The organism is Comamonas sp. A23 (genome assembly GCF_004522605.1).
Lineage (GTDB): Bacteria > Pseudomonadota > Gammaproteobacteria > Burkholderiales > Burkholderiaceae_C > Comamonas > Comamonas thiooxydans.
The window spans coordinates 504,570-524,384 of sequence record NZ_RSDT01000001.1 but is presented as its reverse complement, the minus strand read 5'-3'; the positions used below and the strand labels follow the sequence as shown (position 1 = coordinate 524,384).

Annotated in this window: 21 protein-coding genes; 11 read left to right on the top strand and 10 right to left on the bottom strand. The window is 59.5% G+C overall.

The window, feature by feature from the left end; all coding sequences use genetic code 11:
* From EIC84_RS02470 to EIC84_RS02460, 3 genes are read right to left on the bottom strand one after another with little or no spacing between them, the layout of a single operon-like run.
* Complete coding sequence (locus EIC84_RS02470; RefSeq protein ID WP_003070196.1) at positions 1-1,140, bottom strand: CaiB/BaiF CoA-transferase family protein; 1,140 nt, start codon at positions 1,138-1,140, stop codon at positions 1-3.
* Entirely contained in the window at positions 1,137-2,153 is a 1,017-nt protein-coding gene (locus EIC84_RS02465; protein WP_003070198.1) for a YhdH/YhfP family quinone oxidoreductase, read from the bottom strand. Before EIC84_RS02465 ends, EIC84_RS02470 begins: the two co-directional genes overlap by 4 nt.
* Before the next feature lie 8 nt (positions 2,154-2,161).
* Complete coding sequence (locus EIC84_RS02460; RefSeq protein ID WP_003070199.1) at positions 2,162-3,373, bottom strand: CaiB/BaiF CoA-transferase family protein; 1,212 nt, start codon at positions 3,371-3,373, stop codon at positions 2,162-2,164.
* A 145-nt stretch (positions 3,374-3,518) separates the two neighbouring features.
* Between EIC84_RS02460 and EIC84_RS02455 the strand changes: the two genes are divergently transcribed.
* From EIC84_RS02455 to EIC84_RS02430, 6 genes are read left to right on the top strand one after another with little or no spacing between them, the layout of a single operon-like run.
* Entirely contained in the window at positions 3,519-4,328 is an 810-nt protein-coding gene (locus EIC84_RS02455; RefSeq protein WP_003070203.1) for an IclR family transcriptional regulator, read from the top strand.
* Positions 4,329-4,349: 21 nt separating this feature from the next.
* Positions 4,350-5,504, top strand: coding sequence for an acyl-CoA dehydrogenase family protein (locus tag EIC84_RS02450; protein WP_003070205.1), 1,155 nt, complete (start codon positions 4,350-4,352; stop codon positions 5,502-5,504).
* Between the two features lie 28 nt (positions 5,505-5,532).
* Positions 5,533-6,501 (top strand): tripartite tricarboxylate transporter substrate binding protein, encoded by a 969-nt coding sequence (locus EIC84_RS02445; protein ID WP_003070207.1) that lies wholly within the window; start codon positions 5,533-5,535, stop codon positions 6,499-6,501.
* Positions 6,502-6,515: 14 nt separating this feature from the next.
* Positions 6,516-6,899, top strand: coding sequence for a YidH family protein (locus EIC84_RS02440; protein WP_003070209.1), 384 nt, complete (start codon positions 6,516-6,518; stop codon positions 6,897-6,899).
* A complete protein-coding gene (locus EIC84_RS02435; protein ID WP_003070211.1) occupies positions 6,896-7,351 on the top strand; it encodes a DUF202 domain-containing protein in 456 nt (151 codons plus the stop codon). The genes EIC84_RS02440 and EIC84_RS02435 overlap by 4 nt, the downstream gene beginning before the upstream one ends.
* A 35-nt stretch (positions 7,352-7,386) precedes the next feature.
* A complete protein-coding gene (locus EIC84_RS02430) occupies positions 7,387-8,367 on the top strand; it encodes a tripartite tricarboxylate transporter substrate binding protein (RefSeq protein WP_003070214.1) in 981 nt (326 codons plus the stop codon).
* Between the two features lie 139 nt (positions 8,368-8,506).
* On the opposite strand, the gene EIC84_RS02425 is transcribed toward EIC84_RS02430, so the two are convergent.
* Complete coding sequence (locus EIC84_RS02425; protein WP_050789013.1) at positions 8,507-9,001, bottom strand: YceI family protein; 495 nt, start codon at positions 8,999-9,001, stop codon at positions 8,507-8,509.
* A gap of 218 nt (positions 9,002-9,219) precedes the next feature.
* Positions 9,220-9,924 carry a GntR family transcriptional regulator gene (locus EIC84_RS02420; RefSeq protein WP_003070219.1) on the bottom strand — a complete coding sequence of 235 codons (705 nt, stop codon included), beginning with the start codon at positions 9,922-9,924 and terminating at the stop codon, positions 9,220-9,222.
* A 115-nt stretch (positions 9,925-10,039) separates the two neighbouring features.
* Here EIC84_RS02420 and EIC84_RS02415 point away from each other — a divergent pair, with 115 nt between their 5' ends.
* The 5 genes from EIC84_RS02415 to EIC84_RS02395 all read left to right on the top strand — a co-directional run bounded on the left by EIC84_RS02415 (position 10,040) and on the right by EIC84_RS02395 (position 16,719).
* Entirely contained in the window at positions 10,040-10,894 is an 855-nt protein-coding gene (locus EIC84_RS02415) for a fumarylacetoacetate hydrolase family protein (RefSeq protein WP_003070221.1), read from the top strand.
* Positions 10,895-10,922: 28 nt separating this feature from the next.
* Positions 10,923-12,698, top strand: coding sequence for an FAD-dependent monooxygenase (locus EIC84_RS02410; RefSeq protein WP_003070222.1), 1,776 nt, complete (start codon positions 10,923-10,925; stop codon positions 12,696-12,698).
* A gap of 23 nt (positions 12,699-12,721) precedes the next feature.
* On the top strand, positions 12,722-13,696 hold the full coding sequence (locus tag EIC84_RS02405) for a VOC family protein (protein WP_003070227.1): 975 nt from the start codon (positions 12,722-12,724) through the stop codon (positions 13,694-13,696).
* Positions 13,697-13,809: 113 nt separating this feature from the next.
* A complete protein-coding gene (locus EIC84_RS02400; protein ID WP_034363276.1) occupies positions 13,810-15,603 on the top strand; it encodes an arylsulfatase in 1,794 nt (597 codons plus the stop codon).
* Positions 15,604-15,621: 18 nt separating this feature from the next.
* The gene (locus EIC84_RS02395; RefSeq protein WP_003070234.1) at positions 15,622-16,719 is read left to right on the top strand and encodes a formylglycine-generating enzyme family protein; all 1,098 of its coding nucleotides are present in this window, start codon (positions 15,622-15,624) and stop codon (positions 16,717-16,719) included.
* A gap of 158 nt (positions 16,720-16,877) precedes the next feature.
* Here EIC84_RS02395 and EIC84_RS02390 read toward each other — a convergent pair whose 3' ends face one another.
* From EIC84_RS02390 to EIC84_RS02370, 5 genes are all read right to left on the bottom strand, one after another.
* Positions 16,878-17,711, bottom strand: coding sequence for a DUF2789 family protein (locus tag EIC84_RS02390; RefSeq protein ID WP_003070236.1), 834 nt, complete (start codon positions 17,709-17,711; stop codon positions 16,878-16,880).
* Between the two features lie 124 nt (positions 17,712-17,835).
* On the bottom strand, positions 17,836-18,234 hold the full coding sequence (locus EIC84_RS02385; RefSeq protein ID WP_003070240.1) for a Rieske 2Fe-2S domain-containing protein: 399 nt from the start codon (positions 18,232-18,234) through the stop codon (positions 17,836-17,838).
* Positions 18,235-18,349: 115 nt separating this feature from the next.
* Positions 18,350-18,613, bottom strand: coding sequence for a hypothetical protein (locus EIC84_RS02380; protein ID WP_131361387.1), 264 nt, complete (start codon positions 18,611-18,613; stop codon positions 18,350-18,352).
* Between the two features lie 50 nt (positions 18,614-18,663).
* Entirely contained in the window at positions 18,664-19,293 is a 630-nt protein-coding gene (ycaC, locus tag EIC84_RS02375) for an isochorismate family cysteine hydrolase YcaC (protein WP_003070244.1), read from the bottom strand.
* A 99-nt stretch (positions 19,294-19,392) separates the two neighbouring features.
* Positions 19,393-19,815, bottom strand: coding sequence for a DoxX family protein (locus tag EIC84_RS02370; protein ID WP_003070246.1), 423 nt, complete (start codon positions 19,813-19,815; stop codon positions 19,393-19,395).

Genomic DNA, 19,815 nt, shown 5'->3' with positions numbered 1-19,815 from the left:
TCAATCCTGCTGGACGGGGTGAGCAGACCGCGACACGCCCCAATCGGCAAGCGTGGCTTCAGCGTTTGCGCCGCGCACCACCGGAGCACTGGCGATCGCCGAAGGCGTGTGCGAGAACCTCGGTGCGGGAGCCGGGTGCAACGCCCCCTCCACGTTCACAAAGCTGCCGCGCTGGGCCAGATGGGATTGGCTGGCCAGTTCACCCAGTGAGAGCACAGGCGATACGCAGGCTTCGGTGCCCTCAAAAACGGCCATCCAGTGCGCGCAGGAGTGCTGTCGGACGATGTTCGACAAGCGCTCGCGCATAGACGGCCATGCCGAGCGGTCGTGCTGCTTGGGCAGTTGTTCGCCCGCTAGGCCTAGCCCCTGCAACAAGGCAGCATAGAAACGCGGCTCGATGGCACCGACGGCGAGATACTTGCCGTCCGCGGTGGCGTAATTGCGGTAAAAGTGAGCACCGCCGTCCAGCCAGTTCGACTGCCTGCGCTCGGACCACTCCCCAGCCTGCCATTGACCCAGGATGGGCGCCATCAGCGCCAGCGTGCCATCTACCATGGCCGCGTCCACCACTTGCCCTTGGCCGCCACCGCGCACATGCAGCGCGGCAGCCAGAACGCCGGCCAGCAGCAGCATCCCCCCGCCGCCGAAGTCGCCGATCAGATTCAACGGCACCGGAGGTACCTCCTCAGCCGGGCCCACAGCATGCAGCACACCGGTGGTGGCAATGTAGTTGATGTCGTGCCCGACCGCCTGGGCCAACGGGCCGCTCTGGCCCCAGCCGGTCATGCGCCCATAGACCAACGCAGGATTACGCGCCAGGCATTCGTTGGGGCCCAGGCCCAGGCGCTCCATGACACCAGGTCGCAGCCCTTCCAGGAGCACGTCGGCACGCTCGACCATATTCAGGACCAGCTCCCGGCCCTCCACTGTCTTGACATCAGCCAACACCGAGCGCTTGCCGCGCCCGTTGAACTGGAAGCGCTCGTCACGCCGCATACCCATGTGCTGTGCTTCGGGCCTGTCGATGCGCACGACATCCGCCCCCATATCAGCCAGCATCATGCCGGCCCATGGAACGGGGCCAATGGCCTCCATTTCGAGCACGCGCAGTCCTGTGAGCGGGCCACTCTTACCTTTCATTTCTCACCTCCAAAGGTTACGAGGGTTCGCCCTCCAGCCCTGCCCTGCAGTTGCCGCCGAGCATGGTCCATGAGCTCCACCAGTTGGACATGGTGTACATGCGCCGTCAACGACGCGAAGTCCGGCCGTAGTGGGCCTGCCAATCGCTCCCAGAGGCGCAAGCGCTGCGGCCACGGCGCGTTGGCCACCACGCCAAACAGTTGCACGCGCCGCATGATGAATGGCAACGCGCTGCCCTCGTAGCTATTGCCGGCGGCGTTCCCCACTGAGGCAACACAACCACTGTCCTGCATGGAGCGCAGTAGCCACGCCAACACCGGGCCTCCCACGTTGTCAATGGCTGCCGCAAAGCGCGCTGTCTCCAGCGGACGCGGGGCTTCGAGGGCCGAGTTGATATCGATGACTTCCGCTGCGCCGAGATCTCGCAGTAGAGGAGCTTGCTCCATTCGCCTCGTGAGCGCCGCGACACGCCAGCCTGCACGGGCCAGGATAGTGATGGCCAGCATCCCGACCGCCCCGCTCGCGCCCGATACGGCCACGAGCCCTGAATCGGGTGTCAGGCCCAGTTGCTCAAAGCGCTCCAGGGCCATGGCCGCGGTAAAGCCCGGCACCCCGAGGATGGCAGCCTGGTGCGGCGTCAGTCCCACAGGCAGTCGCTGCACATGCTCAGCGGGCACGCGCACAATCTCGGAGAAACCGCCATCGAAAGCAATACCGGTCTCGAAGCCATGCACCAAGACCTCGGTTCCTGGTGCAAACAGTTCGCATGACGAACTCAGCACCTCACCCACGACCTCGATGCCGGCAATGCGCGGGAACCCTTTGATGATCCTGGCTTCGCCATGGATCGACAGGCAGTCCTTGTAGTTGACGCCGGCGTAGCGAGCGCGCAGCACCACCTCACCCGGCGTGAGGTCCTGCAGGCCAAGCTGCTCAATGCGAGAGGTTACGTGTCCGTCTGCGCAATGGGTGCGCAACGCAGCAAATTGCGCGGGAATTGACTCATTCGTCATGGCAATCCTCAGATCACGCCAGCGGCACGCAACGCATCCAGCTGCTGTGCCCCCAGGCCGAATTCGCCATACACCTCAGCGTTGTGCTCGCCCACACCTGGGCCGGTGCGCGGCACAGGCTGCTCCCTCCCCACCACGCGGGGCACGATGCAGGGAGCGGGCAGGCTGCCATACTCGGGGTCGGGCAGGCGGATGATGGCCTCGCGTGCCTGGAAATGCGGGTCCGCCTCTATGTCGGCAATGGTGTAGACCTTGGTGAAGGGCAGTTCGTGCTGCTCCAGCCGCTGCGCGATGTCATCGAACGTACGGGCCCGGAACCAGGCAGCCAGTTCGTTGTCGAGCGCCTCCATGTTCTGCACCCGTAGCGGATTGGTGGTGTAGCGGGGGTCAGTGATCCAATCGGGCCTGTCGACGGCCCGGCACAGTCTCTCGTATACGCCCTGCGACGAGGCCACCAGCGAGAACCACACGCCATCGGCGCTGCGGTACATGTTGGAGGGCGCTGTGTAGCTGGTGCGGTTGCCGGTGCGCTGGCGGACCTGCCCGAGTTGCTCGTGCTCCACCGGCAGCGGCTCCAGCAGGCGGAACAGCGCCTCCGTGGCCGACAGGTCGACCTCGGCACCCTTGGCTTGTGGATCCCCTCGGAGCCTGGCAATCTCGGCGGCGATAGAAAAGGCGCAGAACAGTCCTGCCACGGAGTCGCCTATCGGGAAGTTGGCATGCAACGGTGAACCACCAGCCTCACCCGTGAGACTGGTGAAGCCGCTCATGGCCTCGAAGACGCGGGCGAAGCCTGGTCGACTACGGTATGGCCCTGTCTGGCCGAAGCCCGTGAGCCGTATGACGACCAGACGCGGGTTGGCACGGTGCAAGGTTTCGATATCCAAGCCCCAACGGTCCATCGTTCCCGTGCGGAAGTTCTCCACCAGCACGTCAAAGCTCGGCAGCATGGACAGCAACAACTCCCGCCCCTGGGGTTTGCGTACATCCAGCGTGATGCCACGCTTGCCGCGATTGGCCACCTTCCACCACAGGGGGACACCCTCCTTCACCGGCTGCATGTGCCGAAGCGCATCACTGCCGTCTGGCAACTCCAGCTTGACCACATCCGCGCCATGGTCCCCGCACAGAGTGGCGCCCGAAGGACCGGCCAGGACCGTAGCCATATCGAGAATGCGCACCCCCTGAAGGGCGCCGCCAAGAGTAGTGGTGGTTTTCATGAGCAACCTGTGTTGTTGAAACAGGCTGTCATTTTTGACAACGCAGTGGCAGCATGGAAGCAGGCATTTCGCAGAGCGAAACAGTCAGTTCACGCCTTTTGCCTCAGGAGTAATCATGCCAACCACTAGCCGAAAGCAGCACGCCATGACCACTATTCATCTTCCGGGCCTTGTCGACCCGCACGACCTTTCCTCCGATCGCCAGTTCTCGATGAACCTAGCGCGCGGCATGGAGGTACTGCGCGCTTTCACCGCGGCGACGCCAGTGCTGGGCAACCGGGAGATTGCCGACCGCACCGGACTGCCCAAGCCCACCGTATCGCGCCTGACCTACACCTTGGGGCTGCTTGGCTACCTGAGCCGCGACCCCGTCTCTCAGAAGTTCAGACTGGGTCCGGGCGTGCTGTCGCTAGGCCAACCACTTCTGGCCAGCATGCAGGTGCGTCAGATAGCCAAACCGATTATGGAGGCGCTCGCAAGGCAGACCGGCTGCACGGTCAACCTGGGCGTGCGTGATCGCGGAAATGTGGTCTACGTGGACTCGGTGCGTGCCGATACGGCCAATCAGCACCTGCCGGACATCGGAAGCTCGCGACCGCTACTGCCAGCTGCCATTGGTCGCGCCCTGATTCTCGCGCACCCCAGGCAAGAGCGCACCGCACTGCTGAACTACTTGAAGGTGCAGGATCCTGAGCTCTATGGCAGGTTCCGCGCCTCCTGGGAGACGGATCTGAAGCTCTTCAATGATCAGGGCTACTGCCATTCGCTTGGCGATTGGCAGAAGGACATCCATGCGGTGGCCGTGCCGCTGCGGCAATCCGCGGGCGAGGCACCACTCGCCATGAATTGCACGCTGGCCGCCTACCGCGTGCATAAGAACAGCCTGGTACGCGAAGTCGTTCCCTTGCTGAAAGACGCTGCACTGCAGCTTGAATTTGCGCAGGGGCTGCGCTAACCCTCAACCATCGACATTGCCATGATCCGAAACCCAGAAGCCTTTGCCCTCCTCCTCGCCGATGTGCGCCACTTCGTTCGTACCGAATGCCTGCCACTGGAAGAGCAGATCGACGCCGACGATCTCATCCCCGAGCCACTGGTGCAGCGCATGCGGGAAGTCGGTCTGTTCGGCCACAGCATCCCTGAGGAATATGGCGGCTCGGGCCTCACCAGCGAGGAGCTGTCGCTGGTGAACATTGAAGTGTCGCAGGTCGCCACCACCTTTCGTGCACGATTCGGTGGCAACACCGGCATCGCATCCGAATCGCTGGTCGTCGATGGAACGCTGGAGCAAAAGCGCAAGTACCTGCCTCTGCTGGCCAGCGGCAAGGTCACCGGCTGCTTCGCGCTGACCGAGCCCGAAGCTGGCTCGGATGCTACCGCGCAGAAGACGGTGGCAGTGCGCGACGGAGACGACTACGTCCTGACAGGCAAGAAGTGCTTCATCACCAATGCCCCCATTGCCGATCTGTTTACCGTTGTCGCCCGAACCGACCCGCAGGGCCGCGGCGCCAACGGACTGACGGCGTTCCTCATCGAGCGGGGCACGCCAGGGCTCACCACTCCCACCCCGCCGCGCAAGATGGGGCAGCATGGCTCCCCGGTAGGCGAGGTACTGCTGGACAGTGTTCGCGTTCACAAGAGCGCCATTGTTGGTGAACTCGAAGGCCAGGGCTTTCGCACTGCCATGCGTGCATTAAACAAGCAGCGCATCAACCTCGCCGGCCTGTGCATAGGCCCGGCTATCCGTTTGGTTGACGAGATGGCGCGTCGAGCGCTCTCCCGTCGGCAGTCGGGTCAGCCGATCGCCGAGTTTCAGCTCGTGCAGCAGCTGATTGCCGAAAGCAACATGGAAGTGCATGCCGCACGTGCGCTGCTGATGGAGACCGCTCGCAAGCGTGATGCAGGCCAGGATGTGACGATGGAAGCCTCCATGTGCAAGCTGTTTGCGTCGGAGATGTGTGGCCGCGTTGCCGATCGGGCCGTGCAGTTGTTCGGTGGCCAAGGGTATATGGCCGGCAACGTTGCCGAACGCTTTTACCGCGACGTGCGCGTGTTTCGCATCTACGAAGGCACCAGCCAGGTCCACATCGGGAACATCGCCAAGCGAACACTGGCCGCAATCGCCGAATAAGCCCATAAAAAATACCAGGAGACAAACCATGAAAACCATCCGCACACTGGTAGCAACGCTCGCATGTGCTTGTGTCGCGCCAGCCATGGCCCAGGCAGACTATCCCAGCAAACCCATCAGAATCATCGTGCCCTTCTCCGCCGGCGGCATCGTCGACTCCGTGGCACGCGTGGTCGCCGACAAGCTCCAGTCCCGATACGGCAAGCCGGTGGTCGTGGAAAACAAGACAGGCGCCGGAGGGTCCATCGGCACAGGATACGTCGCACAGTCGCCTGCGGACGGCTATACGCTCCTGTTGGTCAGCCCCAGTCATGCCGTGCTGCCAACCCTGCAGAAGGGGCTGTCATGGAATCCGGTCCGCGACTTCAAAGCTGTCGCGGGATTCGGGACCGTGCCGAATGTCATCGTGGTACATCCTGGCGTGCCCGCCAAAACCATGGCGGAGTTCGTGGCGCTGGCCAAATCCAGCACTACCCCGTTGACCTATGCCACCGCCGGTATCGGCACCTCGAATCATCTTTCCGGCGAGTTGCTGGCGCAGGAGGCTGGCATCAAGCTGGCGCATGTCCCCTACAAAGGACAAACGGATGCACTGAACGACCTTCTTTCGGGCCGCGTCGCGATGATGCCAATGTCCGCGGCGCTGGCCATGCCGTATGCCAAGGCAGGAAAGCTGCGGCCGCTCGCAGTTACTACGGCCAAACGTGCCGAGGCAGCGCCCGATCTCCCCACCGTTGCCGAGGCCGCCAAGCTGCCCAACTACCAGGTCGGCACCTGGTTCGGCCTGGTTGCCCCTGGCAAGACCCCGGAGCCCGTGCTGCGCAAGTTATCCAGCGATATGGCAGCGACCCTGGCTATGCCTGATGTCAAAGCCAAGTTTGACACCCTGGGCATGGAACTGGCGCCGCAGTCTGCCAGTGAATTCGATTCCTTCATCGCCAAAGAGACAGACAAGTGGGGCAAAGTGATCAAACAGGCCGGCATCGAGTTGAACTGATGTCCAGAATAACCATGCCTGAAAGCAAATCGACACGATCCAAGGTGGTCTCCAGCAAGCAGCCTTGGTACGAATCTGGCAACACCCCCGACTACCGGTTCTCGCTTGCGAACGAGCGCACCTTTCTAGCCTGGGTGAGGACCGCCTTGGCCATTCTTGCGGGTGCACTGGTGTTGCACCAGGTGAGCATGGGGATGCCTCGTGCATTCATCGCTGCGCTGAGTTGCGCACTCGCTCTCCTGGCCGGCGGTCTGGGGGTCAACGCCTACTTTCGCTGGCGTGCCAATGAAATTGCAATGCGCCATAACCACGCATTGCCTCAGTCCAGGCTGTTGCCCATTCTCGCGTGGATGCTCCTGGCATTGGGCTCCAGCACAGCCGCCATGTGGTTCGCATGAGAGCTTGTTACGACGCTGGCCTGCAGCGGGAGCGCACGGCCCTGGCCTGGCGACGCACGTGCCTCGGCCAGGGCATCGTGTCGCTCTTGCTGCTTCGTATCGCGATTTCTCAGCAAAGCGCAGTACTGCTAGCAGCTTCCGCCTTGACGCTCCTGCTCGCAGGAGGTGTTGCCGTAGTGACCCTGCAGCGTTGCAGCCAAGCCCGCCTCCTTTGCGGGAAAACACCTCGCCTGTTGACAGCCGGGCTTTCGTTGGCCATTGCCATCACGGCACTGGCAACCCTTGGGTTTCTGCTTTGGTCGGCCAGCATCATGCGGCCCCAGCTTCAAGCCATCCGGTCGCCCCTCCTGCCCGCGGAACTCGCCTGCCAGTACATGACGCGATCCAAGAAAGCACGCGCCATTTCTCTGTGCGAAACATCACATTGCCGCACCGAAAACAGCATGGGATAAACCCAACTGACTACATCACTACATCGGAGATATGCATGTCGATCCGTTCAAAAGTCCGTCCGCTGCTTGCCTTCCTGGCCATCGGACTCGCGACCACCGTGCTACCGGCACGCGCAGATGACTATCCGCAGCGACCTGTAAAGCTGGTCGTACCGTTCGCGGCCGGCGGCGGCACGGACACGCTTGGACGCCTGCTGGCCAAACAGTTGTCGGATGCACTCGCGCAACCCGTCATCGTCGAGAACGTCACGGGTGCTGCCGGCACGCTGGGCACGGGCAATGTCGCGCGTGCCCCCGCCGACGGCTACACCGTGCTGCTCGGAGCCTCGGTCACCAATGCCATCGCGCCAGCCCTCTATACACAACTGCGCTATGACCCGGTCAAGGACTTTGCACCCATTGCCCAGATCGCGACCTTCGGTAACCCTATCGTGGTAGCACCCTCGCTACCCGTACACAGCATCGCCGAGCTCATTCGCTGGGCCAAGCAATCCAAGGACGGCGGTGCCTATGGAAGCTGGGGTATCGGCTCCTCGGGGCACTTGGCGATGGAAATGGTGAACCGCCAAAGCGGCACCTCCATGACCCATGTCCCCTACAAAGGTACCGTCCTCGCGCTCAATGATGTCCTGGCCGGACAACTGTCCGTGGCAGTGACCGACCCGCTGGTGGTTGCCCCGTTCTACAAGGCAGGCAAGGTACGCGTCATCGCGATGACTGGCAGCCAGCGCTCGTCCGCCATGCCCGAGGTGCCCACGCTGGCTGAACATGGGATCCCGATGTCCACCGACAGCTGGTACGCCATCTTTGTTCCAGCCAAAACCCCTGAGCCTGTGCAGCGCAAGCTGCGTTCGGCGCTGGCACAGGCTACCGCATCGGCCGACTTCAAGAAGACGCTAAGTGATCTGGGTCTCATGCCCACGTCGATGAGCCTTGCCGACTTTGATGCAGTGCGACGCAAGGATGTCGCGACGTGGGCGCAGTTGGTAAAGCTCTCCGGCGCCAAAGCCGAGTGAATCTCCTTGAGTCCCCCCCAGTTTCACAGACGCCGATAGAGTTGATCACGTCACTCAGTGATTGACTTATCGGCAAGCTACCGTTAGGCGGTAGCGTCCGCCTCTGCCCATTAGATGCCCGGCCGACCATGAGTCGCCATTACTCGCCGATCTTGACCTCTTTCCCAATAGCCTCAACGGTTATGCGAATGGCCACCTCGTCGCTCACGTCCGGCAATGCGATGGGCATTCCGTAGTCAGAGCGACGAATGACGCCCAATGCATCAAAACCCAGCACGGGACGCTTGAGCATAGGGTGAATGCCTTGGCCGTTCAACACCGCCTCGAGCGTGACTGGCTTCGTAATGCCTTTGACAGTCAATTCTCCTCGGACACGAAACCGGTTCCCCAGCACAACGCGTGTCACTTCCGTGCTGCAGAAACGAATGTCAGGAAACTGAGCTGCATCGAAGAACTCGGACGATATGAAATCAGCGTCAAAGCCAGGAACTCGCGTGCGAACGCTGCGCACGGGCATGCTGACCTCAACGCTGGAACTGGCTGGCTTCTCCGCATCCCATGAGATATGTCCATTGACTTCATCAAAGCTCGCTGCAGGAGTGGACAGACCGAGGTGTTGCCAGCGGAAGTCCACTTGAGTGTGTGGGATCGATCACATAGGTGGCAGGGGCAGCCAGCGCAGGCATTGCCCAAGCCAGGAACAGACTCGACGCCATCGCGCCGCCAAGACGGGCCATCTGTCTACACGATTGAAAGTTCATCCGATATCCAATAGAGGGGCACAGGGAAACTGACCAGTTCTCTGCTAGTTTCAGCACACCATAGAGACAGCGCTAGATCTGGCCACTGCTGCTAGATCTTTGATTGAGTCAGCGCCAGCACAAGATTCGTCGTCGACCACAGGTGCTCAGAAAGCAGCTTCGTTGCGGCTTGTTCATCCCGCGCCAGCACAGCATCCAAGAGTCTTTGATGTTCGCCGGCGACATCACGATCCGTGCTTTCGAATGCTGTTGCGGGAGCGTTTGCGTGCTGATTGACGACCGACAGATGCCTGTATCTTGTTGTCTGATCACGCAACAGGGCTGCCAACCCGTTGAGCCAGTTTGAGCCCGAAGCACTGATAAGCGCCGCATGAAATGCGGCGTGCGCCTTCTCCCACTCTGGCTCGACTCCCTGCCCTTCGCCAAGCATTGGCAACCGGCTGAGGCGGTAGAAGGCACCTGCCAACGTCTCCTCCCAGTCCAGACCGCCATTTGCGATGGACAGGCGAAGAGCCTCGCATTCGATGTGGACACGGGTGTTGGTGATGTCCGTCAGCTCATCTACCGAGACTGAGGCGACTCGAAAGCCCTTTTGGTCCTCTGCAATCACAAACCCACTGGACGCCAAACGCGACAACGCCTCTCGCACAGGAATCGCGCCGCTGTCATAGCGTTCGCACAAATCCTTGATGCGTAGGCGCGCACCTGGCGCAAGAGTGCAACTGATGATGTCTGCGCGTATTCCATTAGCCAAGGCTGATGCCGTGGTTTTGAAGGTTTCCGAGGCTGCGGTCATGCTGAAGTGGCTCGTTGGCGTGCTAGCTATTTTAGGTTTTATATAGGGAAAACCAAAATATATATTTTTTTGAAAAAATATATGATTTACTCATTGCTAGCTAGAAGGACCTCTCATGAAGCTCACCACCCTCCTCGTCAACGGCACACGCCACGCGGCAGCCCTCACCGATCAAGGTTTGGCCCTGCTGCCCACTGCACCTGGAGCCGACATCGGCAACTTGCTGCGCGCCGGCACCAGCCTCTCGGAATTCCAGCGTCTTGCATCGGAGGCGACGGAGTTCGTTGCCCCTCAAAGCGCCACTTTTGCCACCCCGATTGCCGAGCCCCCCAAAACCTTCTGCGTCGGGTTGAACTACGCCGATCACACCAAGGAAAGCCCGTACGACCAGCCCGACTACCCCACGCTGTTCCTGCGCGCCGCCACCAGCCTGGGAGCGCACCAGGCCGTGGTTGAGCGTCCGCTGGTCAGCGATTCGCTGGATTTCGAGGGCGAGATGGTCGTCGTGCTGGCCAAGGGAGGCCGCCATATTTCCAAGGAAAACGCACTGGACTGCGTATTCGGCTATGCGGTTGGCAATGAAATCTCCGTGCGTGATTACCAGTTCAAGTCTCCACAATGGACGGTCGGCAAGAACTTCGATGGCACCGGCACCTTCGGGCCCTACATCGTGACTGCCGATGAGTTGCCTCCCGGTGGCAGCGGCCTGAAGATCGAAACCCGGCTCAACGGCGAGACGGTGCAATCCTCCAACACACGCGACATGCTTTTCGACGTGGCTACGGTGATTTCCACGATCAGCGAGGCCATCACACTTCAGGCTGGAGATGTGATTTTCTCGGGCACGCCTGCAGGTGTAGGTTTTGGCCGCACCCCGAAGCTCTATATGAGGCACGGCGATGTGGTGGAGGTCGAGATCGAGCAGCTGGGACTGCTGCGCAACGACATCCGCGACGAACAGGCCGTCTGAGCCAGCGGCCAGAAAAAAAGGAGACACCATGCGCCAAATCGAAACTCCGGTGCTGATCGTCGGAGCTGGCCCCACGGGGCTCACCGCCACCGGGCTCCTCGCCCGCTATGGCGTCAAGACGCTCACCATCACCCGCTATCCGGGAACCGCGAACTCCCCGCGTGCTCACATCACCAACCAACGGACCATGGAGGTGTTCCGCGACCTGGGTATCGAGGACAAGGTCAAGGCCGCGGCCACGCCCAACGCCCTGATGAGCAACAACATCTGGGCCACCAGCTTCGCAGGCACCGAGATCGCGCGCCTGCAAACCTGGGGTTCCGGTCCGGAACGGCGCATGGACTATGAGCTGGCCAGCCCTTCATCAATGTGCAACATCCCCCAGCATGTGATGGAGCCGGTCCTGCTCGCCCATGCCCGCGATCTGGGTGGCGAGTTTCTGTTCAATACCGAGCTGCTCTCCATGCGCCAGGATGCCCAGCGCGTCTATGCCGTCTGCCGCGACCGCATCACCGGCGAGGAGTTTGAGATAGTCTCGCAATATGCGATTGGCGCCGACGGCGACAACAGCGTGGTCTGCCAGTCCATAGGTTTTGAAACCGAGGGCCAGATGGGCCTGGGTGCCGCCATCAATGTGTGGCTGGAGGCGGACTTGACCCAATACACGGCGCACCGCCCCGGCACCTTGTACTGGATGACCCAGCCCGGCAACAACTACTGGGTGGGTAGCGGCACCTGGATCTGCGTCAAGCCGTTTACCGAGTGGGTGCTGCTGTTCATGTACGACCCCAGCCAGGGCGAGCCCGACCTGAGCGAACAGGCGCTGATCGAACGTGCACAGTCCACCATTGGAGATCCACAGGTTCAGGTCAAGATCAAGGCCGTCTCCAAATGGACCATCAATCAGGTGCATGCCAAGACCATGAACAAGGGGCGCGTGCTCATCGCGGGCAATGCGGCGCATCGCCACCCGCCAGCCAATGGCCTGGGCACCAACACCTGCGTACAGGACAGCTTCAACCTCGCCTGGAAGCTGGCCTATGTGCTTCAAGGAAAGGCCAGCCCCGCCCTGCTCGACTCCTACAGTGCAGAGCGCCAGCCCGTCGGCCAGAAGGTGGTGGAGCGAGCCATGAAGTCCGTGCGTAACATGCTGCCGATCTCCAATGCCATGGGTTTTGCCCCAGGACAGGATACGGAGGCAGGCTGGGCCAACGTGCATGAACTGTTCAGCAATAGCGCACGCGGCCGCGCTCGGCGCAAGGCTCTGCAAGAAGCCGTGCAGTTGCAGAACTACCAGTTCAATTGCCACGGCGTGGAACTGGGGCAGTGCTACACCTCCGATGCTGTGGTTGCCGACGGCCGCACCGCCCCCGTGCCGCTGCGCGATCCCGAACTGTACTACCAGGCCAGTACCTTTCCCGGGCACAGCCTCCCCCATGCATGGCTGCAGCGCGGCCAGGAAAGCCTCTCCACGCTGGACCTGGTTGGACAGGGCCGCTTCACGCTCATCGTCGGTATCGGCGGCGATGCATGGCGCGCGGCTGCAGCTCAGGTGCAAAAAAACCTGGACGTACCGCTGCAGGTGATTTCGATTGGTGGCCCGGACTGCGATGCACAGGATGTATATGGCCGCTGGCAGCAGCTCAGCGACATCAGCGACAGCGGTGCCTTGCTTGTACGGCCCGACCGTCACGTCGCATGGCGCATTGCCGAGATCGATTCCTGTACTCAGCCCGCTCAGACCTTGGAGCAAGTGCTGCAGCAGATATTGGCATTGCCGGCCAAAGCTTCCGCAGCAGCGTGAGCCCGGAAAAAGAGGAGACACACATGTCCTGGAACCAAGCTCATGAATCCCGCTTTGGCGTTCACTCCATAGATCACTTCGCCTTGCAGGTACCTTCTCTGGCCGAGGCAGAGCACTTCTACAAGCACTTTGGACTGGATATCGAGGCCATCGGCTCGCAGCAGATAGCTTTGCGCTGCACAGGCAAGCCCCATGTCTGGGGGCGCCTATTCAAAGGCAATCGCAAGTGCATGGCCTATCTGAGCCTGAACTGCTTTGCCGAGGAATTCGAAAGCCTGCGCGAGCAGATACTTGCCAACCACGGCAAGCTAGCTTCGCCGGATCTGGCTCATGTCACGGAACAGGGTTTCTGGTTTCTGGACCCTGATGGCAATCTGCTGCAGCTGAAGGTCGGCATCAAAACCATGCCGTCCACGGCGGCCGTCTCCATGGCGTCTGCCTCAACCCAGCTCGTCAACCTCTCGCCGCGGTATCACCCTGCAGGCCGGCGTGGTGCGAGCATGCGCGGCGAGGTCGGAACCGTGCGCCCCACACGCCTGTCTCACGTCTTGCTGTTCACTTCGGACATCAACCGCTCCATCAACTTCTATCGTGATGCATTGGGCCTGCGCTTGTCGGACCGATCTCAGGATGTCGTGGCCTTCATGCACGCGCGCCATGGATGCGATCACCACCTAGTTGCATTTGCCTCCAGTACGGCGCGTGGCTGGCATCACAGCTCCTGGGATGTCCCAAGCATCGACGACGTTGGGGAAGGAGGAGAGCAGATGCGCAACGCCGGCTACACCAAGGGCTGGGGTACAGGCCGTCATGTGCTGGGTTCCAACTACTTCCACTATGTGCAGGACCCATGGGGATCGTTTGCCGAGTACTCATTCGACATCGACTATGTGCCCGCAGGCACCGTCTGGCAAGACGGCAACTTTCCTCCGGAAGATTCGCTTTACCTCTGGGGGCCGAGTGTGCCGGAGGACTTCATCTTCAACACTGAAGCCTAAGCCCTCTTTCGCCATCCAGGCCGTCAACCGGCCGCCTCTCTCATTCAGTCTTCTAGAGGCACCTGTCATGGGACAGGTGCCCCTGTCCAACCTTTGTCCAAAGGAGCTTATTCATGCCCGCTCAATACGCTCTGCGCAAAGTCGCTTACGCCACTGCCGTGCTTTCTGCTTGTGCCTGGCTTAGCGGATGCGGTACCGGCAGTTCGATGCCTGAGCAGACCTCTTCTGCTCCGGTCGCAAAAGCGACCAGCACCCAGAACAAGCCTCCCAATGTCATCGTCATCTTGGCCGACGATATGGGATTCAACGACATTGAGCCGTTTGGCCAGGATGCAATTTCTACGCCGAACCTCAACGCCATGGCCCAAGAGGGCATGCGCTTTACCAATTTCCATGTCCACGCCACCTGTTCCCCCACCCGTGCTCAATTGCTCACAGGTGTCGACAACCATCTGGCCGGCATGGGCTCCATGGGCGAATACCGCACGCCGGAGATGGACAAGTACCCTGGCAGCTATATCGGCTCTTTAAACAATAGGGTTAAGACCATTGCCGAGATGCTTCAGGAACAGGGCTACTCCACCTTCATGGCGGGCAAGTGGCACCTGGGCGGCAAGCCAGAACAATTGCCCAAAGCACGTGGATTTCAACGCTCCTATGTGCTGGTCGGCCCTGGCGGTAGCCATTGGGATGACAACGGCTTGCTGGGGGTGAATCCCAAACTGGTCTTCACAGAGGATGACAAGCCCATTGCCCGTGATACCGGCGAATTTTCCTCCAACATCTATACCGACAGGTTCCTGGGTTACCTGTCTGAAGCCCAGCGCAATGACAGGCCATTTTTTGGCTATCTGGCCTTCCAGGCAGTACATGACCCTCTGCATGCACCAGAAGACTTCATTAAGAAATACCGCGGCAAGTTCTCCGGCGGCTACGACGAGGCACGCGAAAAGATCTTCGCACGCATGCAAAAAATGGGAGTGATTCCAGCAGGCACAAAGATGCACACCACGGCCCCACTGTTCAAGCCATGGGTGCAGCTCGATCCGGCGGAGCGCAAGCGCCAGGAGCGGCTCATGGAGGTCTATGCTGCCATGCTGGACAATATGGACTGGAATATCGGCCGTGTTGTCGACTCACTCAAGCGCAGCGGTGCCTACGACAACACGGTGATTTTCTTCTTCTCGGACAACGGCCCCTCAGCGGCCTACATGGATCTGTATCCCGGTAATGCCGACGGGAAGTGGATTCAGAAAACCTTCGATACCACCAGCTCCAAAGTAGGCCAACCCCTGTCGTTTGCAGGCGTAGGCCCCGGCTGGGCTAGCGCCAGTGCGGCACCATTCAAATTGTTCAAAATGGTCGGGACTGAGGGGGGAACCATCTCTCCCATGATCGTGCGAGGCCCCACAGTCAACTCAGGGGGCAAGATCAATGACGGCTTTCTGGGCGTCGAAGACATCCTGCCAACCATTGCCGATCTCACACGCACTCAGCGCGGCAATGACCGAAACGGCGTACCACTGGAGCCACTCAAGGGATATTCGTTTGCCTCTGTCTTGCTGGGAGCAAGCAAGAGTGCGCGCAAGCCTGACTTTGAGCGCGGCGAAGAGCTCTTCGGCAACAAAGCCTATCGTCAAGGACGCTGGAAAATCTCCTGGTTGCCCAAGCCTTACGGGGAGGAGCGCTGGCAACTATTTGACACCGATGCCGATCGCGGCGAAACCCATGACCTGGCGCAACAGTACCCACAGCGTGTGGCTGACATGGCCGCACGATACGACCAGTGGGCCAAGAACAACCGTGTCATGACCTGGGATTACAAGTACCTGGATGATCAGCTATTTGGTTACTTTGACTGGCGCAAACGCACCCCTCACCAAATTCTCAATCCTGAGCAAGATTGAACGGACAGCGACACGGCAATGCAAATTCGGCAAAAGCTCCGCTCCTCGCATCATGGTCGCCGCATTGTGGTGGCGGCCAGTCTGCTACTCATAGGAGCGACCACCGTCTGGCAGCTATTACCCAGTGAGCCTGATGCCGGCACCTTGGGCGATGGTCTGCGTGCTCCAAAAAACATGGTCTGGATACCATCGGGCCATTTCCTCATGGGCAACACCAGCAGCAAGGCACTCCCCAACGAAATGCCGGGTCACAAGGTAGAGCTCCAGGGTTTTTGGATGGACAAGACCCATGTGACCAACCGCCAATTCTCGGAGTTCGTTCATGCGACAGGCTATGTAACCACTGCGGAGAAGACTCCCGACTGGCAAAGCCTGCAGGCCCAGCTACCAGTAGGCACACCTCGGCCCGATTCATCAGTGTTGATACCAGGCGCATCGGTGTTCGTTGGGACGCGACAACCCGTTTCTCTGCGCGACTACATGCAGTGGTGGCGGTACGTCGGTGGCGCCGACTGGCGCCATCCTTCCGGCCCCAACTCCAGTATTGAAGGCAAGGACGATCACCCGGTCGTTCAAGTTTCCTATGAAGACGCCCAAGCCTACGCACGCTGGATCGGCAAGCGTTTGCCGACTGAAGCCGAATGGGAATATGCGGCCCGAGGTGGACTGAATCAACAACACTATGCCTGGGGAACCCTTGCGGAGCCAAATGGCAACGTCATGGCCAGCATCTGGAAAAGTCGAACAGCCAGCTTCCCTCAAGCCCAGCCCAAGATCCTTCCGGGAACAGAGCCTGTCGCCAACTACGAGCCCAATGGATATGGTCTATTCGATATGGCTGGCAATGCTTGGCAATGGGCGGCAGACTGGTACCGCTATGACGCCTTCAGCATACAAGCTCGCATGCAGAACATCAGCAACCCCCAGGGCCCTAGCAACTCTTTCGACCCCGACGGTCTGCGCAGCGATGCTCCCAAACGTGTAATCCGTGGAGGCTCCTTCTTGTGCAATGAAGACTATTGCGAAGGCTACCGAGTCAGCGCCCGGCAAGGACAGGATCCATGGAGTGCAAGCAACAACGTAGGTTTCAGGCTCGTCATGGATAAGGTCCACTAAGGATCGCTATCCAAAATAGAGACAGATACCCTACCTACCAAATGAGATCTGCATCGCAGGTCGAGCGACCTGCGCGCCAGTTATAGGCATGGTAAGCGTTGCTTCTAGGGCTGGGCGTCACACTTCAGGAACGAGCCTGCCGTAACCCAGTGCACCCCTTACCTGGATTTCAGATGAGCAATTTTGATGAGTTGCACAAATTCGTTGAAACCATCGAGATAAGCGCTCAGATTTTTGCGGCTCGACTCATCCAACAACTCGCCTTGAGCACCGAATGCACTTTGCGCACGAGATACCAACACGGAGCTGCCGCTGTACAACGTGACGCCCAACATTTTAAGAGTAGGCAACCAAGCGGCCTGAGAAGACAAAGTGCCAAAACCGCCCATGGATGCGCCGATCATGCCTGTTGGACGTTTGGAAAAAATGGCTTTCATATCTGCGCGCGAAAGCCAGTCAATGCCATTTTTGAAGACACCAGGAACACCGTTGTTGTACTCAGGAGTGACCATCAGCAAAGCGTCTGCTCCCAGAATCTGTTCTTTCAATTTGAGTACCGCAGCCGGAATGCCGTCACTGGCTTCCAGGTCCGCGTCGTAGAGCGGAATGCCGTGCAAAGTTGCGACTTCGACATTCATACCTTGTGGTGCCATTGCCTGCGCTGCACGGGCCAAGGCAGTATTGAATGATGAATGACGCAAACTTCCCGAAAGAGCTAGTACGCGACAGGATCCGAACATGTTCCGGTTACCCGAATTTTCCCGAAGCGCTTCACTGAGCTGGTCGATCAGTTGAGTCCACTCCGGCGAGTCTTCGAGCTTTTTTTCACGAATGAACTGTGCTTGTGATTCATCCCAAAAATCAGCATCTGCCAAAAGCACGTCATTGGGCAATGGTCGGTGCTGGTTGAGGAAAGCTGCGATGGCATCAGGCGAATTGGGAAGACCCAATTGAGCAAACAAATCGTGAAAGCGAAAGAAATTATCGGACATAGATATCAATTGTTAGTAAGGACAAAAACATCTCGAGGCCAGGATTGTTCGTGAGCTTGCTCGCCTTCATTCCCACAGCTTTGTTAGGTAACATAGAAGTTGCCGCGAGAGAAATACCCATTGACTACTCGATTTGCACCTTGATCATTTCGCCATCCACCATAACGTCATAGAGTGGGCAGTCATGAGTCCTGATCGGTGCAGAGAGGCGTCCAGCCTTTTGCAAATACGGCAGCATTTCCGCAGGGGCTTTATCGATTGCAGGGGGAGGAAGAACAACAGCATCCGAAACCTTCTTACCCGTCGTTACGTCAAATCGTGCAGAGTGGAATGCGCAGGTCACAACCTGACCAACCAGCGCGCCTTCGGCCAGTGACGCATTCATATGCCCACATCGGTTGCCCATCGCATGGATGGAACCGTCAACATGGGTCAGCAAAATCTCCACACCTCCAACGTTGATGGCGCGCATAGAGCCCTCTGGAAGTTCGGTGAGCTTGATGGCTTCGATCCACTGAGTCATGACGGTCTCCTTGATGTCGATGGTGGCAATAGCTTCCGCGCTTCAGCACAAAATGACAAGGCATCTAGTAAGCCACAGCACCTGCAACTATATATTTGGCATAGTTCATCTGGCTTCATGAAAAGCCATCGAACGCAGCATCACGCGACAGGCCGTAGGCTGCGATGAAAAACTCGTATGCGGTTCCATTTTCTGTATCTGTTGCAACCTCGATACCGACGGTATTCAGCACACCTTCTAGAACCTGCGCTGCCCTCAACGGCTTAGCGTCAATCTGCTGAGCCAGCACATAACTTCCATCGGCAGTGCGCAAGATCACATCGCCCAGCGAGTTCACAAACTCAATAGTGTTCTGCATAGCGCTCTGTTGATTAATCATGCCGAATCGCCCCGCTCGACAGCATTGTCAAAGCGAGGCGTCAAACAGCTTTACTTGGCGCTCGTCAGCGTGTTGTAGCTGGTGATCAAGTTGCGGTAGTCAGGGATGTGATTGGAGAACAGAGTCCCCAAACCTTCAATGTCGTTGCGCCAGTCGCGGTGCAGCTCGCAGGCCGCGCCGAACCAGGTCATGAGCTGGGCTCCAGCCTGCTCCATGCGGCTCCAGGCAGCCTGCTGGGTCATGCTGTTGAAGGTGCCCGAGGCATCGGCGATCACGAATACCTCGAAGCCTTCGGCCAGGGCAGACAGCACTGGGAAGGCCACGCAGACCTCAGTCACCACGCCGGCCACGATGAGCTGCTTCTTGCCCGTGGCCTTGACGGCCTTGACGAAGTCCTCGTTGTCCCAGGCATTGATCTGGCCGGGACGGGCAATATATGGAGCATCAGGAAACATCTCCTTCAGTTCAGGCACCAGAGGCCCGTTGGGGCCGTTCTCGAAACTGGTGGTCAGAATTGTGGGCAGCTTGAAGTATTTGGCCATATCGGCCAGGGTCAGCACGTTGTTCTTGAACTTATCGGGGTCGATATCGCGTACCAGGGACAGCAGACCGGTCTGGTGGTCGACCATCAGCACGGCAGCGTTGTTCTTGTCGAGGCGGACATAAGGTTTGTTGCTCATGGAAATCTCCTAGGAGAGCATGGATGCCCAGGCGGGCGGGGAAGCCTGGCCCTTTCGAGGTCAGGATGAAACCGATGGTTGAAACGCAGGGGAAGCGGCTCAGTTTTTAGTCAAAGACTGACGTCGCTGGTGAGCCAGGATGGCCGCCACCGCCAGCCCGCCTATGACGCTCATGTGGTCCTGCACTAGAGCTTTTTCGAGAAAGCCTTCCATGCCATTCATCTCCCAGAAGCGGTGGGCAATGGGAATCGTGGCCAAAGTGAAGCCCGCCAACGCTGCGGCGCCCAGCCATGCCCAGCGGCTGCAGGTAATGATCGCCAGCGAGGCCACAAGCTGCACTGCAATGGTGACTATTGCAAACAGCGCGGCGGGCTGAAGACCGAAGTGCTCCATCTCACCGATGGCAGCTTGAAAGTCAAAAACTTTGTTCAAGCCACTCAACCAAAAGATGTAGGTCAGCAAGGCAGTGGCCAGCAGGTAGAAAAACCGGGAACGCAGCACGCCGTCAATCAAGGCATTCAT